The sequence below is a fragment of the Candidatus Paceibacterota bacterium genome (assembly GCA_035438625.1).
Classification (GTDB): Bacteria; Patescibacteriota; Minisyncoccia; order Phycocordibacterales; family DAORIS01; genus DAORIS01.
Genome location: DAORIS010000002.1, coordinates 59,650 through 76,239, shown reverse-complemented (window position 1 = coordinate 76,239; position 16,590 = coordinate 59,650). Strand labels below are relative to the sequence as shown.

Here is a 16,590-nt window from a genome sequence, read left to right as displayed (position 1 = left end):
ACCGTCAAAACACCTGGTAGTGAAGTACAGATCTCCATGATGGAAATGGGGAAGGTGTTTACTCGTACAGATGAAGCATGGGAAGGAATGTTTCAAGCAATAGCAAATGCCAAGAAAAGTATTGATATTGAGCAATACATTATTGCAGCTGATTCGGTTGGCGGAAGGTTGCTACAGTCACTTGTGGAGCGAGCAAAAGCTGGTGTGAAAATTCGGGTGCTGTGCGATATGGTTGGAAGTAACTCACTGTACTATTCCTCTGTTCCAGATGAATTGCGACTACTTGGTATCGATATTAGGTTTTTCAATCCAGTCAGTCTCTGGAGATTCGTGAACTTAAATTTTACCGGTAATTTCTTTCGTGATCACAGGAAGTTATTGATCGTTGATGGAACGGACGCATATGTTGGTGGTGTTAATTTCCGTGAAGACATGAAAGATTGGCGGGACACTGTTATCCAGGTTGGTGGTGAGTTTGTAAAAAATTTAATCTTTACATTCGACCTAACATGGAGCCGTGTACTTACCGGTAAATATAAGCGGTATAAAAAACCTCCTGTATTTGATAAAAAGCACGAAGTTCTCATCAACTCTCCACGTCTTAAACAACGTTTGATCTACTACGCACTCATTGAACACATTCGCGCAGCAAAAAAGTCCATTTGGCTTTTCACACCATACTTTGTTCCTGATAAACGATTTATGCGAGTACTTCGTATTGCAATGCGTCGAGGTGTTGATGTGCGACTCACAGTCCCCGAAGTGTCAGATAACCCACTCGTAAGCTATGCACAGCCTTGGTATGTCACTCGAATACTTCGTGAAGGAGGAAGGGTCTTCCTATATCGACCAAGTTTTATGCATGCAAAATACGCCATCATTGATGGAGAATGGGCAACACTTGGATCATGTAATTTCGATAACTTAAGCTTTAGGTTTAACCACGAATTGAATATTGGAACTGAAGACATGTCTCTAATCTCGATGCTTCAGGGTCATGCGGAGGAAGATTTTACACAATCCACAGAACTGACTAAAGAGTCGTGGAAAAAGCGATCGCTCGCTTCAAGGTTCACTGAATTCTTGTGCCTGCCTCTGCACGACTTCCTATAACCTGTTACAATATTCCCCTACAACTAATTAATCTGTATATGGCAACCATCAAAAAAGTTTGGGCACGTGAAATTCTCGATTCAAGAGGTAATCCGACTGTAGAAGTTGAGATGTGGCTCGATGATGGTTCATTCGGCCGTGCTGCGGTACCGTCAGGGGCCTCAACTGGGTCACATGAAGCAGTGGAACTTCGAGATGGTGAAAAGCGATATGGTGGAAAGGGTGTTGAGCATGCCGTTCGAAATGTAAATAACACTATTTCAACTGAGATTGTTGGTAAAGAATATGACCAGCGGTCAATCGACAATGCACTCATTGAACTTGATGGAACAGAAAACAAAGGAAACCTAGGTGCTAACGCAATCCTTGGTGTTTCTATGGCATTTGCCCATGCAACAGCCGCTTCAGAGAAGAAGCCTTTGTACCGATACTTCCATGATGTTGCCGGACTTGGAAACAAGTTCCTCATGCCAGCACCAATGATGAACGTATTAAATGGTGGAAAACATGCTGAAAACTCAACCGATCTGCAAGAGTTTATGGTTATGCCACTTGGTGCAGAATCATTTAAAGAGGCCCTACGGTATGGTGCTGAAACATTCCATGCGCTCAAGAAAATCCTTTCATCAAAAGGATTAAACACTTCAGTTGGGGATGAAGGAGGTTACGCGCCATCACTTCCATCAAATGAAGCTGCAATTGAGGTCATTCTTCAGGCTATTGAAAAGGCTGGATATACTCCTGGAAAAGATATGTGCATTGCAATTGACGCAGCGGCAGCAGAAATATATGAAAATGGAATTTACAACCTAAAGACAGAAAACAAAAAGCTCACCTCAACTGAAATGGTTGGGTACTACTCAGATTGGGTGAAGAAATATCCAATCGTATCTATCGAAGATGGTCTCGGTGAAGATGATTGGGATGGATATGTTGAGTTCACATCAAAGCTTGGAAAGAATGTGCAAATTGTCGGTGACGATTTGTTTGTAACAAATATCACACGTCTACAGAAGGGAATTGACACAAATGTTGGAAATTCAATCCTCATTAAGCTCAACCAAATTGGAACAGTTTCAGAAACTATTGATGCAATCGCGATGGCACACAAAGCGGGGTACACAGCTATCGTTTCACATCGTTCAGGTGAGACCGAAGATTCAACCATTTCAGATTTTGTAGTTGGACTTGGTACTGGACAGATCAAGACTGGGTCACTCTCACGAAGTGATAGGTTGGCAAAATACAACCAGTTGTTGAGGATCGAAGAGGAACTCGGTGCGGAAGCACAGTATGCTGGTGCAAATGCTATCAAGCAGAAGCGATAAAAACTTGTATGTCGAAAAAGCAAACCGCACTAATTATTCTTGATGGGTGGGGCTATAGAGAAGACGCTACGCACAATGCTGTTGCAGAGGCCAAGACACCTGTCTTTGATGCGCTTTGGAAAGAATACCCACATACGCTACTTGAAGCATCAGGACTGGCTGTTGGTCTTCCAGAAGGTCAGATGGGGAACAGTGAAATTGGGCACACAACGATTGGTGCTGGAAAACCAATTGATACGGACCTTGTTCGAATTGCAAAGGCGATTAAAAATGGGGAGTTTGAAAACAACCCGTCGTTTATTGCATTGTTTGATCATGTAAAAAAACACGGATCATTACTTCATGCAGTGGGGCTACTTGGTGATGGTGGAGTACATGCACACAGTGAACACTTGTTTGCTTTTCTTCGTGCGGCAAAGAAACATGGAATTGGTACGGTTGCGTTACATCTTTTTACTGATGGAAGAGATACGCCGCCTCAAAGTGCGGCAGGATACTTACGTGATTTAGAAAAAGTACTGGCAGAAATTCAGATTGGTTTTATCGCCACACTTTCTGGCCGATTCTTTGCAATGGACAGAGACAACAACTGGGACCGTTTGGCGAAAGCTGAGAAGGCCATTTTCCATTGTGAAGGTAATGTGTGTGAGTTAAAAGACATGCCTGCTTCAGCACATGTTGAAAAATTATATAAAGATGGAAAGCTTGATGAACACATTGAGCCGTTGGTGTTTACTCAAGAAGAAGAGGGGGCGATTGGAACATCACCACTTGGAAGGAGTTCAGCACTTTCTAATGGTGATGCAGTATTTTTCTTTAATTTCAGACCAGATAGAGCCAGAATGCTTTCAAAGAAGTTTCTTGAAAAGGTATCAGCTCACAATGTGTTGTTTACAACAATGACGTCATATGGAAGTGAGTACCCATCGCTCGTTGCGTTCCCGTCAATTTCAATTGAAACCACACTCGGTGCTGAAGTTTCAAAGGCGGGACTAACCCAAGCTCATTTTGCTGAGACTGAGAAATTTCCACATGCAACGTACTTCTTAAATGGAGGTAGAGAGCAACCACACGAAGGAGAAGAACATGTTCTTCTTGCATCACGTAAAGATGTGTCAACGCATGATCAAGCTCCTGAGATGCGTGCAGAGGCGATTGCTGATGAAGCAATTAAGCGAATAGAAGCAGGTGTAGATTTCATTTTCATTAACTTTGCAAATCCAGATATGGTGGGGCATACCGCAAATGTGCCAGCAATAATTACCGCTGTTGAAACGGTAGATACTCAGTTAGGACGGGTACTTGATGCGCTTCATACTCGTGGTGGAAGTGCGTTTGTGACAGCCGACCATGGAAATGCAGAAGTGAATATTGATGCGGTGACGGGAGAAAAGCACACTGCTCACACCCTAAATCCGGTACCAGCAATCATCACAGGACTACATCCTGGAGCACAAGTATCTTCTGGTGGATCACTTGCTGATATTGCCCCAACCGTACTCTCACTTCTTGAAATTCCGACCCCTACTCAAATGACGGGAAGAAATCTGGTAGTATGAGGTCGTTATAGGGCGATTAGTATAGTTAATTCTTGTTTATGAATAATTCCCTCGCGCAACATATATTTTTCTTTGCAATTTTCGTTTTAGCCTGGGTATTGATGTACAACGTCTTGGCACCATTTCTTGTACCAGTACTCCTTGCGCTTGTGTTCTCAGTGTTTTTCCAGAAATGGCATGAGCGGTTGATCCAAAAGACAGGAAACAAGAGTCTAGGAGCAATCCTTTCGGTACTTACTGTAGTTTGTATAATCCTTATTCCGGTTTCAATTATTAGTTTCCTTGTATTCAATGAAGCACGTGATCTTTACATTTCTCTTGCAAGCGACTCTGCCGGATCGTTATATAGAACTGCAGAGCAGGGCATTCAGCAGTTTGCAGAAAGGATTATCCCTGGAATCCAGGTAGATATTTCTGCGTATGTACAAAGTGCGTTGGCGTGGTTGATTAATAACACAGGGGTATTGTTCTCAAGTGCTATTACTCTCATCCTTGATGTATTCATTCTCCTCATCGCTCTCTACTATCTCTTCAGAGATGGAAAGGAGTGGCGTACATATTTGATCCGTCTTTCACCACTTGATTCTTCAGACGATGAACAGTTGATGAAGCGAATTGAGCTGACTATTAACTCTGTAATAAGAGGTTCACTTATTATTGCTATTATCCAAGGATTACTCGCGGCACTCGGTTTTGCAATCTTTGGTATTGCCAACCCTGCTCTTTGGGGAGTTGTAATTGCTATCGCATCCCTCATTCCCGGTGTTGGAACAGGTCTCATTAACATTCCAACGGTAATCATTCTCTTTGCAACCGGAGATCAATTTGCTGCTATCGGATACCTCATCTGGGCAGTTGCTATTGTAGGACTTGTAGATAATTTCCTCGGTCCAAAACTCATTGAACAAAAAGTAAAGGTACATCCATTCCTCATCTTGCTTTCAGTATTGGGTGGTTTGGCATTCTTTGGTCCAGTAGGTTTCCTCGCAGGTCCAATCTTGCTTGTTGTTGCAATTGAGCTTCTGAAGCTTTATCCGAAATTCTCTTCTAACGGAAATGTCCCTACATCAACCCCTCGACAATAAAGACCTTCGCGGAGCAGGATCAACTACACAAATCCAAGTCGCAGTTACACACAACGCACGGTTCCATGCAGATGATGTGTTTGCATCAGCGGTAATAAGGCTGGTAAGTCCGGGAATTAAATTCATACGCACTCGTGATCCTGATCAGATTGCACAAGCTGATCTCGTATTTGATGTGGGGGACATTCATGACGATGAAACACTTCGTTTTGATCACCATCAATTTGGTGGAGCAGGAGAGAGAGCAAATGGTGTTCCATATGCATCGTTTGGATTAGTCTGGAAAAAATTCGGTGCTGGTATTTGCGGGTCTCAAGAAGTAGCAGATCGAGTGGACTCTCGGTTAGTTCAGGCAATAGACGCAATGGATAATGGACTTTCACTCCATGAAGCTACACGACCTGGACTTCATCCGTATTTATTTTTCAATGTTGTTATTGCGATGAATCCAACATGGAAAGAAGGAGATGAACTCGCAGATCAAAACTTCTTAAAAGTCAGTGAATTTGCAGAGATCATTCTTGTGCGTGAAATTGCTCATGCAAAAGCGGGTCTTGAAGCAAGAGATAAAGTACTTGAGGCGTACCATGCTGCACCTGACAAACGAATTATTGTCATTGATAGCAATTATCCATACGCAGAAGCACTCATTCAATTTCCAGAGCCGCTATATGTTGTTAGACCAAACACTCAAAGTACAACATGGAAAGTTGAGTGCGTGCCAGCAAAGCTAGCTTCATTTGAAAATAGAAAGTGGCTTCCAAAATCATGGGGAGGAAAGAGAGATGGTGTACTTGAAGCAGCTACTGGTGTTCCAGGATCAATATTCTGCCACAACAAACGATTTCTTATAACCGCAAAAGACAAAGAGACGTGTATTAAACTTGCAGAGATTGCAGCTGACGCACCTGCTAAACCATTAGAGTAATTTTTTGGCAAAAAGAAAACCCACGTCTTAGGTGGGTTTTCACTGTTTGTAGTTTTCAGCGCTTACGACGTAAGGTGGAAATCACCATGCCGCCGAGAAGGCCGAGCGAGCTCGGTTCGGGCACCATGCTCATGGTGCTGAAACCGTCGAGCATTGCGATGGTGTCTGGGTTCGTACCGATGTACTCGATACGGGCCGAGAGACTGAGCCAGAGATAGCGTGCAGCGTCAACGTCATCGTAGTGCGAACTGAGCTGAAAATCAGACCAGGTGGCAATGAACGGCGACATTTCAATGAATGCGTTTCCGGTGCTCATCTTGGCGCCGGTGTGCTCGTCGAGGTAGTGGCCGGTTGATGCGTAGCTGTAAAGCACCACGTCATCAAAGACAACATTGCTGTTCGAGTTCATGTTGGAGAGGTTACGAACTCCCGAATCGCGCTTGATTGCGCCGATTGACAGGAATACGTACCCTTGTCCATCATTGGTAAACTGCACACTTGATCCCGTACTTCGCACCTCGTATTCCGGAGATTGAAGGTCGAGACTGAGGGTGGTTTCACTGGTTGAATGGTTTTCACCCCATGTGTAGATGTGGCCGATGCTGGGCAGATGGTACGACTGATTCACAAATGCCGCAGAAGCCACCTGACTTACGCAAACGATCAAAGCGAAGGTAACTGCAAACAGTGACAAAGAACGACGGATCATAACGAACTCCATTTGTTTGATACACATCATGCGTACCAACTCCGTATCCCGTACCTGTATAGGCAAACTTATGCCTTTACGTAGGATTATGTATATTATAGCATATATGACTAGTATTGTCAATATTTACGATTTATATAAACAATGACGTAAAAATACCTCAAAAACCTTGTATTTAAGGCATTTTCTTGGGATACTCAGGGATATGGCATTTATTGATGAAATTGAGCTGGAACTGTCAGCTGGAAAGGGTGGAAATGGTGTAGTTCGCTGGAGGCATGAGAAGGGAAAGGAGTATTCAGGTCCTTCTGGTGGTGATGGTGGACGCGGCGGCGATGTACATCTTCGAGCAATTCGAGATGTGGCTCTTTTGATGCGCTACAGAAACAACAACAAGTTCGCAGCTGATCCTGGTGAAGCTGGAATGAAGAACAGCATGCACGGGAAAAGTGGAAAAGACCTTGTACTTGAGTTGCCAATTGGATCCATTATTGTGAACAAAGAAACCGGCAAGGAATATCGTCTCGATGTTGAAGGACAAGAGATTGAAGTCTTGAAAGGTGGAAATGGCGGATATGGTAACGAACACTTCAAAGCCTCAACAAATACAAAACCTATTGAATGGACTCCTGGAAAAGACGGTGAGTCAGGAATATTTTCTATTGAACTTGAACTTATCGCTGACGCGGGTCTCGTTGGATTTCCAAACGCTGGTAAGTCTAGTCTCATCAATGCACTGACTCGTGCTCGCGCAAAAGTTGCCGCATACCAATTCACGACACTTGAACCAAACCTCGGTGACATGGAAGGATTTATTGTCGCTGACATTCCGGGATTGATTGAAGGTGCTTCAGAAGGAAAAGGATTGGGACATAAATTCCTACGACACATCAGAAGGACAAAAATGCTCTTTCACTGTATTTCTCTTGAAAATGAAGACATGGAAGGGGCGTATAAAACTATTCGTGGAGAACTCGAGCTCTATGACCACGCACTCGCAGAAAAGCCTGAAGTTATTTTGTTTACCAAGTCAGATATTATTGAAGACCCGAAAGTACTTGCAAAGCGTATCAAGGATGCGGAGAAACAGGTTCGTAAAGCTGCAGGAAAAACAGCTGCCGATCGTATCCGCGCATGCATGGCGGTTACAATTCTCGATGATGAGAAAATGAAAGAAGCAAAAGATACGCTGGTTAAAATATTACGGGCTGGGTAAAATACTCTCATGTATCGAACTACTATCGGACTTGAAATACACGCTGAACTAGCAACGCTTACAAAAATGTTTTGTTCGTGTAAGAACGATCCAGACGAACGTCGTCCGAATCAGAATATTTGTCCAGTTTGTATGGGACACCCTGGAACACTTCCAACAATCAATGCCCAGGCAGTTAAGAATGTATTAAAGGTTGGTATTGCAGTTGGTGGAACACTGCCAGACTTTACAGAATTTGACCGAAAGAACTATTTCTACCCAGATATTCCAAAGGGATATCAGTTGAGTCAGTACAAGTATCCACTTGTTTCAGGTGGTGAACTTGCTGGAGTGAAACTCACTCGTATTCATCTTGAGGAAGACACAGCTCGATCAAGTCATGAATCAGAAGGTGGAAGTCTTGTTGATTTTAACCGCGCAGGAGTTCCTCTTATGGAGCTTGTGACTGAGCCGGTAATTAGTAGTGCCGCTGAAGCGTCTCGTTTTGCACGTGAGCTACAAATTCTTTTACAGTATCTAGGTGTTGCTGAAGCAAACATGGAAAAAGGAGAAATGCGTGTTGAGGCAAACATTTCAGTGAGTAAGACAGAAACATTTGGAACAAAAGTTGAGGTTAAGAACCTAAATTCATTTAAGTCAGCAGAGCGGGCAATTGAATATGAAGTTGCACGACACATCGCACTTCTCGAAAAAGGAGAAACAGTCACACAAGAAACGCGAGGATTCGATGAAAGTACTGGTACAACTTTTTCACAGAGAAAGAAAGAAGACTCTCACGATTATCGATATTTCCCAGACCCTGATTTGCCTAAATTATACCTTTCTCAAATTCCAGAGTTTACTCGTGAAGTATTAGAAAAGGAAATCCGAGAAACTCCTGCACAGAAGCGAATTCGATATGCACAAGAATTTGGCCTCAAAGAACAGGATGTAGAATTTTATGTGTATGGTCATCCAGTGTGGGACACGTATTTTGAAGAGGCGGTGGTTGCACTCGTTTCAAAAGAAAAGAGTGCAATACAGACACTTTCAAACTTTATAGTTTCTGATATTGCTGGTATTGCAAAGAATGAGGATGGTGGTGCTGAAGCGGTACTACTTCGTGTAACGCCTGCACACATTGCAGAGGTAGTTGGTATGTTTACTGGTGGCGAGCTCTCATCGCGCGGTGCAAAAGATGTCATTGCACATATTGTAAAAGAAGAAAATGCAGGTAGTGCTCGTGCTATTGCTGAGGCACATAGTTTGATACAGAAAAATGATAGTGGAGCAATTGAGAAAATTGTTGAAGAAATTATTTCACTTCACCCTGGACCTGTTGCTGAATTTAAAGCTGGAAAAGTTGCGTCACTACAATTCCTCATTGGACAAGGTATGAAAGCATCAAAGGGTTCTGCAAACCCAGTCATGCTCAAAGAAATATTTACCGCTAAGCTTTCATAGTCATGAGTGAGTTTAAAAATAACTCTCCGTGGATCTATCAAGTCAATAAACAAGGCTATAACTTAACTAGTCAGGTTGAAGGCAAGGACATCGAAACTGATGTTGCGATTATCGGTGGGGGTATTGCTGGAATCGCTACTGCCTTTTTTACACTCAAATACACCAATAAGTCAGTAGTACTCTTAGAAGGATATAAGATCGCACACGGAGCTACCGGACACAACGCTGGGCAAATTACGAGCTATTTCGAACGGTCACTCCAAAGCCTCAAGGAAGAATATGGACTAGAGCAGACAGTCGCGGCACAAAAGGCAATTGATACTGCGTGGTTATTACTTGATGAGATATATACTGATGCACAATTAACCATTCCATTTGCACGGTTCATTGGACATAGTGGCCTTTCGAGTACTTCTCAAATATTACATTTCTTGAAAGAAAATATAGTCAGAAAGGAAGGTGGTACTGCAACCGAATTTATTAGAATTGCTGATCATGTCGATGTTGGTGTGCCACTTGATCAATATGAAGGATTGTACGAACGAATCCCTCAAGAAAAGATTCTTCAGATGCTTGAGACAGAAGACGATTCGTATATTGCGAGCATGTCATTTCAAAAAGGGTGCATGAACAGCGCACTGTTTTGTTATGAAGCTGCGTCATATATGCTTCGTGCATACAAAGATCGATTTCGCATTTTTGAACACAGTCGGGTGGGTAAAATTTTACTTAGAAAAGACAATGCAGTGCTCGATGTTGGTACATATGAAGTGTGTGCAAAAAAAGTTGTGTTGTGCACCAATGGTTTCAAACATTTAACCATTATTGGGGAAGACGGACTGGAATCCAATGCGAAATTCCACCACTTGGTAAAGGGTACAGTTGGGTACATGTCAGGATATGTTGAAAATACTTCAAAGCCACCAACGGCAATTAGTTATTTCATTGATCCTGCCCACACGAATGATGATCCGTATTTCTACATGACACGCAGGCAATTTGAATATGCCGATGAAGCACCTGTAACAGATAGTCAGAGTCTTATTTGCATTGGAGGACCAGAGGGAGAACTGGCTGATCATGAGGGGTATTCAACAAACGACGAATATCCGGAAATTGCAGCAGAAGGAATACAAAAGTTTGTTGAAAAAACTCTAAAAAAAGGAGAAAAGGTGTCATATGGATTTACGTGGCACGGTCTTATGGGGTACACAAGATCACGCATGAGGCTAATTGGACCAGACCCAAAGCATCAACCATTGATGTATAACTTAGGTTGTAACGGAGTGGGTATTTTACCGTCACTTCATGGTGGAAGAAAAATAGCGTCTGTGTTGGCTGGACAAATACAGGAAAAATCTATTTTTGATGTGCCGTCAGATATCCCCAAATCTTAATAAATTGGAAGAAAAATAAAGGTTTTTGCTGGTAAAATTAACCCGTGAAATCGTACTTCCGAATTACGGCTTTTTTCTTTGGATTAATAGCTGTATCAACTATCTTCCTTTCTGCGGTTCCGGTTGAAAAATTACGTGCATTTTCATTTGGAAATTATATTGGTGGAATATACTGCACCACCCTCGGTTCATGTGAAATGAAAGGGCCGTCGTCTTTTGCATACGTTGCAACTCCACAAACTGCCCCTATCATTGTGTATCCTCAGGGATCAACAGAATATGTCTATGATACCCACACTGTCCAAACCATCCGTGAAGTGACAGTACCAGGGATCACCCGTGAAGAAGTGATTGCTCAAATCGATGTTCGTATGAGAGAACTCCTCCGAGCTCAACCGAATGTCTCTCTTGATCGTGTGAACAAGCGCATCGATTCATTTCGTGAAGATATGGCTGATCGGTTCAGTGATGTCAATGGGGACATCTCAGACCTTCAAGATGACATAGGTGCCATTGACTTCTCTCGTGCGCTTTCAGTTACGGACACCGCTACTTCATCAATTGCAGGGCTACTCTCTTTGGCACAGTATGTTGTCCTTGCGGAAATTACTCCCCCTTCTGATACCTCAAACTCTCTCTATAACGATGGGGGTAATTTGTACTGGGCAGGAAACCTCCTAGCTGGTGCTGCCGTTGGAAACTGGGCATCGAATGGAACTGATGTCTGGAGGGCGAGTGGAAATGTTGGGGTGGGGACTAACACACCAACACATACACTTACTGTGGATGGTGGAGGCTATACCAGTGTTCGTTTTTTCAATGGTTCGAACACTTTGGGAGGGGGAATGTTTCTTGGTGCAGGAGGTGATTCTATTGGTCTTGTAATGCAAGGTGGAGAGTATAACTCTTCAGGATTTGTTGCTCGAGCAACATATGCATCAGATTTATTTTTTAATAATGGATATGTACAGCTACGAACTGATTCTGAACTAACGCCAGGCTCAACATATAACCCAACTACTCGGTTAATAATTGATCGTTCAGGATTAGTTGGTATCGGTAACTCAAGTCCATTGGCACAACTTCATGTAACAGCAACAGCAAGCACAACTAAAGGATTAATTATTCGTGGTGCTTCAAATCAAAGTTCTACTTTACAAGAATGGCAAAATTCTGCTGGCACGGCACTTACGGTAATTAATGCGTCCGGAAGTATTGGAATTGGCACAACGACTCCAGCGGAAAAATTTGATATTTACAATGGAAATATCCGATTTGGACAGCCTACATATAACAGTTCATCGTTTATAAAATTTTATGCTCAAAACTCTTACTACAATGCTCACATTAAATTTTCTCAGGATGTAACAACCAATTCAGGAAATATTGAATTTTTTACTGGACGTAATGGATCAACAGGTGGAAATGTTGATTTTGTAACAACAGTGGGTGGTACACCGTATCTGAGATTCCAAGGAAGTAGTGGTAATGTCGGGATTGGAACAACTTCTCCACAATTTACTTTAACAATAGCTACAACTTCCTCAGGTATTGCACCTGCACTAGGAATAACTAATAATGCGGTAGCGGCAGCAAACGTAGGATCATCACTTGGTTTTTACGGTTGGTCAGCAGGAAGTAATTTTACTACTGGACTGGTGACTGGTGCTTGGGAAGCTGCATCAACTAATGATTCTTACCTGGCCTTTTCTACAAGGGGTTCAAATACCATAGGAGAAAAATTAAGAATAACTTCTGTAGGAAACGTCGGTATTGGTTCTACTTCGCCAATCGCCAAGCTGTCAATTGTTGGATCAGCGGGCTCTAATCCGTTAGTGGTTGCGTCATCAACAGGCACCTCTTTACTTACCGTTTCACAAACTGGAGCATTAACGGTTTCAAGTAGCGGATCATTCGGGGGTACCGTGACAGGCACGAATCTTACGGCAGGATATGGTGACGGAACAATTATTCCATACGGTTGGTATGCAACATTGGTCGTTCCGGGTGGAACAAGTGCAACTAGTAGAGGTATTACAATCTCAGGTAGCGATACTGTGGCGGGAGATGTGCGTGTTGCAGTTGGAACTACCAGCAGAGGTACTTATCCTTCTCGATTCAATGTGTTACAAGGAGATATTGCAATTGATACTGGATACGGGCTTCAGGTTGCTGTAAATGGAACCGCAAACCGTATTTTGGGTACAGGATATGGAAATGGTACAACGATTGCAAGTGGTCAGTATATTCATATGTTTCCATACGGTGCTTCATCGACGAGTACTGGGTCAGTGTTATGGGTAAACGACAACGATCGAATGGACATTCGTCTCGGTCTCAAGACCGGTTTTCCTAAGTCAGCATTGGATGTTGTTGGAGGGGTGTCTATTGGTACATATGGTGGTGTAACCGCTGCGCCAAGTAATGGACTGATTGTTAGTGGGAACGTTGGAATTGGCACTACGACACCAGGCTCGCTTCTTACTGTAGGAGGTAATATTAGTGGTGACATAGTTACTGCAAATACTAGGTTGATTACCAACGACATAAGAAGTAGTGGAACTTTGTTTTTTAATACCAACATCAATACCGGGTCTGCGTATAGTTTTCTTGTTAGTGGTACTTCATTTGTTGTTAGCCCAGATGCAGATCTACGAGGAAATATTCGAAATGGAGTTGGGAATGTTACATTTGTTCCAAGTACGAATAGTAGAATTGGTATTATAATCAGAGGTGTTGCGGCACAAAGTGCTGATCTTTTTCAAATTCAAGATAGTTCCTCGAATACTCTCTTAAATATAACTGCAGCTGGTTCCCTAGGAATCGGTACAACCTCTCCTGCAAAGAAACTTCATGTATATGTTTCAAGTGATGATGCTCCCGTTCGATTTGAAGATACAAACGGGTATTGTGAAATCAACCCAACATCAACAACGTGGACATGTACTTCCGACGAACGATTAAAGAAAGACGTGGCTTCAATTGATCCACTAACATCACTTGAACGTATCACAGCACTTCGCCCGGTTTCATTCCAATGGAATTCTCAGTCTGATGATACAAAGCGGTTTGGATTGATTGCTCAAGAAGTAGAAAAGATATTCCCAGAGCTTGTCTCAACTGATTCAAAAACTGGATATAAATCAGTTGCGTATGGAAATCTCACTCCATTTATTATTAACTCTATCCAAGAATTAGACCTGAAAGTTAAGACAATCAATGAGCAACTAGAAACGATTTCATATGAAAGTTTTATGGCGAACACCCTCACTTCCTTAAAGAAATTAGTTGTCGAGACGTTTACTGTGGGCTCTCAAGAAAACCCAACAGGTATTACGTTATACGATGAAGTAACAGGAGAGCCATATTGTGTGAAGATTAAAAATGGAAAAATGACAACGACTGAATTAGAGTGTGGGGCTAAACCAATAGACGATCCAGGTCCGGCACCTACTCCAATTCCACTCCCAATTGATCCCATCAGTGAAGAACAGGTTGTGGGTGGATCGCACGTTGAAAAAGAGGATATACTTGAATCTATAGAAGTATCAACAGAAATAACTGAAGAGGTGCAAGTAGACTCAAATAGGTCTCCACAAAGCAATGACTCAGGAGAGGCAGAAAATCAGTCAGTAGCAGAAGAAACAAATGAATAATTTTAAGTTTTTGAGATTGGTGTGTTATGTAACTATTAGCGGATTGATTTTTGGGCTATCGCTAACGCACGATGCATTTATTTTCAAAGAAAGTAATGCTCAAACAAACACAACCTGTATCTATACTCGTGATTTAAGGGTTGATTCAGAAGGTGAAGATGTCCGCGCACTCCAACAATTCTTAAATGCCAACGGCTATGTCATTTCTCAAACCGGTCTCGGTTCTCCTGGACAAGAGACTACATCGTTTGGACTTAAGACCCAGCAAGCTTTGAAAAATTTTCAAATGGCAGTCAATATAACTCCTGCAACTGGATTTTTTGGTCCTCTAACTAGATTGTTTGTGTGTGGAGCACCACAGAATGTTCTTCCTACTAGTCCAGCTACAACCAGCACAACAATAATTCCTTCATTTACATTTACTCTTCCACAAACAATTGGAGCTCGGGGTGCTGAGGTAACGGCTCTTCAGGAATTGCTTGTTGCGCTTGGTTTTATGACTGAACCGCCAACAGGATTTTTTGGCCCTATCACCGCTCAGGCGGTAGCAAGTTTTCAGCTATCGAAAGGACTTGAACCAGTTGGATCAATTGGACCACAAACAAGATCGGCATTAAATCTTGCCTATGCAACTTTAGTTAATCAAACGCTTGCAAAAAACACGGGAACAAATTCTACGGCGACAACTACAGTTAAGCGTAGAAGGAGTGGAGGTGGAGGTGGTGGAGGTCGAAATAATTCAAACGACAATGCTCCTCCAGATCCTGTTTACAACACTATATTTAAAATATTTGATGCGATAGGTGGGTATACCGATAAACCAACAATCTTTAGTGCAGCAGTAAATCCGATTTATGTAGGTTGGGGAGGATATTTCTTTGATAATGCGTCTGCAACTAACCCGGGTGAGCCAAGTGAAGTTGCAACTCGTGCGTGGGCACAAACAGTCCCGTTAAATGCTGTAGCTGTTCCTGATATCGAAAGTTGGCCTGCAAACATTAACTTTCATAGTGAGGTGGCTGTAGCAAGTTCAACAGAAAAATATTTGCGAGTTATTGGGTGGATACGAGACGAGCGACCTGATTTAAAGGTCGGTATTTACTCTATTATCCCTTTGTCAGAGCTTACGCACGCTGTTAACTATGGATTACTCCAAGATGGTGATGCGTGGGCGGTTTCTCAAGCTGCACAATTTACTGCAGCGTACGAAGCGGTTGTTGCTGCAAGTGATTTTCTTGCACCAATTGCAAATGCGGTAGATTATATTTTTCCATCTCTATATACGTCAAACAATAGTCAACAAGATTGGTTGTATTACGCCGAGTATACAGTTGCTATTGCAGAGCGATATGGTAAACCGGTGTATCCATTTATTTGGCCAAGGTATCATGAATCGACAGCGGGAGGATTGGCGCTACAACAGTTACCACTTGATTTTTATCGACTACAACTTGATACGTTAAAAGCGCTTAATGTGGATGGTATTGTTATTTGGGACAGTGGATGGACTCCAAACGGCCTGCTTCCCTGGGAGACTTTTCCCTGGATCGCTGAAACAGAAGATTTCTTAGAAGATAATCTTATCCGCTCAGGTGCTGGCGCTTCCACTTTCGCTGCCTTTGGACAAACACGAACACCACGAGACATGGCTCTTATGTACCTCATGATTATCATCGGATCAATGATTGTTGCCGGCGGGGCACTCCCATTAGCACCAAAAAAGAGGGTACACCGTAAGTATTGAATAAAGTTCTTTTTTGTGTCATGATATATATGTGCACGGGTATATGCGCGATATAGATTTTCTACATCGTGAGGAAAGTCCGAACACTCCCAGGTCCGCCTGGAGAAAGGCAGCAGGTAACCCCTGCACGGAGTAATCCGCGAGGTGCGAGCAGTGACGCCCGAGGTGAAAGCCAGAGGCACCCACTTGTGGGTGAATCCCTAATACTGAATAAGGGAATGAAACGGCTAAATCCTTGCCTGAGTGCAAGTCCGTGCTGTGTTCTTGCGACGTCTCGTACGAGGCGCAAGAGCATAGAGAGACGCAAGAAGGATAGAGCGATCTATTCTCCAGACATATATATATCTCTAAGTACGTAGCAATACCTCTTAGAACAGAATTCGGCTTACAGTGCACCACAGCTCTCCACATG

Annotated in this window: 11 protein-coding genes and 1 other RNA gene; 11 read left to right on the top strand and 1 reads right to left on the bottom strand. The window is 42.8% G+C overall.

What is annotated here, in order from left to right; translation table 11 throughout:
• Positions 1-36 precede the first annotated feature (36 nt).
• The 5 genes from PLF31_01195 to PLF31_01175 are packed head-to-tail and all read left to right on the top strand — an operon-like array spanning position 37 to position 6,013.
• Positions 37-1,113 (top strand): phospholipase D-like domain-containing protein, encoded by a 1,077-nt coding sequence (locus tag PLF31_01195; GenBank protein ID HRH26068.1) that lies wholly within the window; start codon positions 37-39, stop codon positions 1,111-1,113.
• Positions 1,114-1,151: 38 nt separating this feature from the next.
• A complete protein-coding gene (eno, locus tag PLF31_01190) occupies positions 1,152-2,441 on the top strand; it encodes a phosphopyruvate hydratase (GenBank protein HRH26067.1) in 1,290 nt (429 codons plus the stop codon).
• 8 nt (positions 2,442-2,449) lie between these two features.
• Complete coding sequence (gpmI, locus tag PLF31_01185) at positions 2,450-4,000, top strand: 2,3-bisphosphoglycerate-independent phosphoglycerate mutase (GenBank protein HRH26066.1); 1,551 nt, start codon at positions 2,450-2,452, stop codon at positions 3,998-4,000.
• 38 nt (positions 4,001-4,038) lie between these two features.
• Positions 4,039-5,085 (top strand): AI-2E family transporter, encoded by a 1,047-nt coding sequence (locus PLF31_01180; GenBank protein ID HRH26065.1) that lies wholly within the window; start codon positions 4,039-4,041, stop codon positions 5,083-5,085.
• Positions 5,057-6,013 carry an MYG1 family protein gene (locus PLF31_01175; protein HRH26064.1) on the top strand — a complete coding sequence of 319 codons (957 nt, stop codon included), beginning with the start codon at positions 5,057-5,059 and terminating at the stop codon, positions 6,011-6,013. The genes PLF31_01180 and PLF31_01175 overlap by 29 nt, the downstream gene beginning before the upstream one ends.
• A gap of 55 nt (positions 6,014-6,068) precedes the next feature.
• Here the strand turns inward: PLF31_01175 and PLF31_01170 are convergent, their stop codons facing one another.
• Positions 6,069-6,752: a PEP-CTERM sorting domain-containing protein gene (locus PLF31_01170; protein HRH26063.1), complete on the bottom strand. Its 684-nt coding sequence runs from the start codon at positions 6,750-6,752 to the stop codon at positions 6,069-6,071.
• A 175-nt stretch (positions 6,753-6,927) separates the two neighbouring features.
• Here PLF31_01170 and obgE point away from each other — a divergent pair, with 175 nt between their 5' ends.
• The 6 genes from obgE (at position 6,928) to rnpB (ending at position 16,582) form a co-directional block, all read left to right on the top strand.
• The gene (obgE, locus tag PLF31_01165; protein HRH26062.1) at positions 6,928-7,938 is read left to right on the top strand and encodes a GTPase ObgE; all 1,011 of its coding nucleotides are present in this window, start codon (positions 6,928-6,930) and stop codon (positions 7,936-7,938) included.
• 9 nt (positions 7,939-7,947) lie between these two features.
• Positions 7,948-9,381, top strand: a complete 1,434-nt coding sequence (gene gatB / locus PLF31_01160) for an Asp-tRNA(Asn)/Glu-tRNA(Gln) amidotransferase subunit GatB (GenBank protein HRH26061.1) — start codon at positions 7,948-7,950, stop codon at positions 9,379-9,381.
• 2 nt (positions 9,382-9,383) lie between these two features.
• Positions 9,384-10,778 carry an FAD-dependent oxidoreductase gene (locus PLF31_01155; protein ID HRH26060.1) on the top strand — a complete coding sequence of 465 codons (1,395 nt, stop codon included), beginning with the start codon at positions 9,384-9,386 and terminating at the stop codon, positions 10,776-10,778.
• A 44-nt stretch (positions 10,779-10,822) separates the two neighbouring features.
• Positions 10,823-14,434, top strand: coding sequence for a tail fiber domain-containing protein (locus tag PLF31_01150; GenBank protein HRH26059.1), 3,612 nt, complete (start codon positions 10,823-10,825; stop codon positions 14,432-14,434).
• Positions 14,427-16,178: a peptidoglycan-binding domain-containing protein gene (locus PLF31_01145; GenBank protein ID HRH26058.1), complete on the top strand. Its 1,752-nt coding sequence runs from the start codon at positions 14,427-14,429 to the stop codon at positions 16,176-16,178. Before PLF31_01150 ends, PLF31_01145 begins: the two co-directional genes overlap by 8 nt.
• A gap of 30 nt (positions 16,179-16,208) precedes the next feature.
• An RNA gene (rnpB, locus tag PLF31_01140) (RNase P RNA component class A) lies at positions 16,209-16,582 on the top strand.
• Positions 16,583-16,590 lie beyond the last annotated feature (8 nt).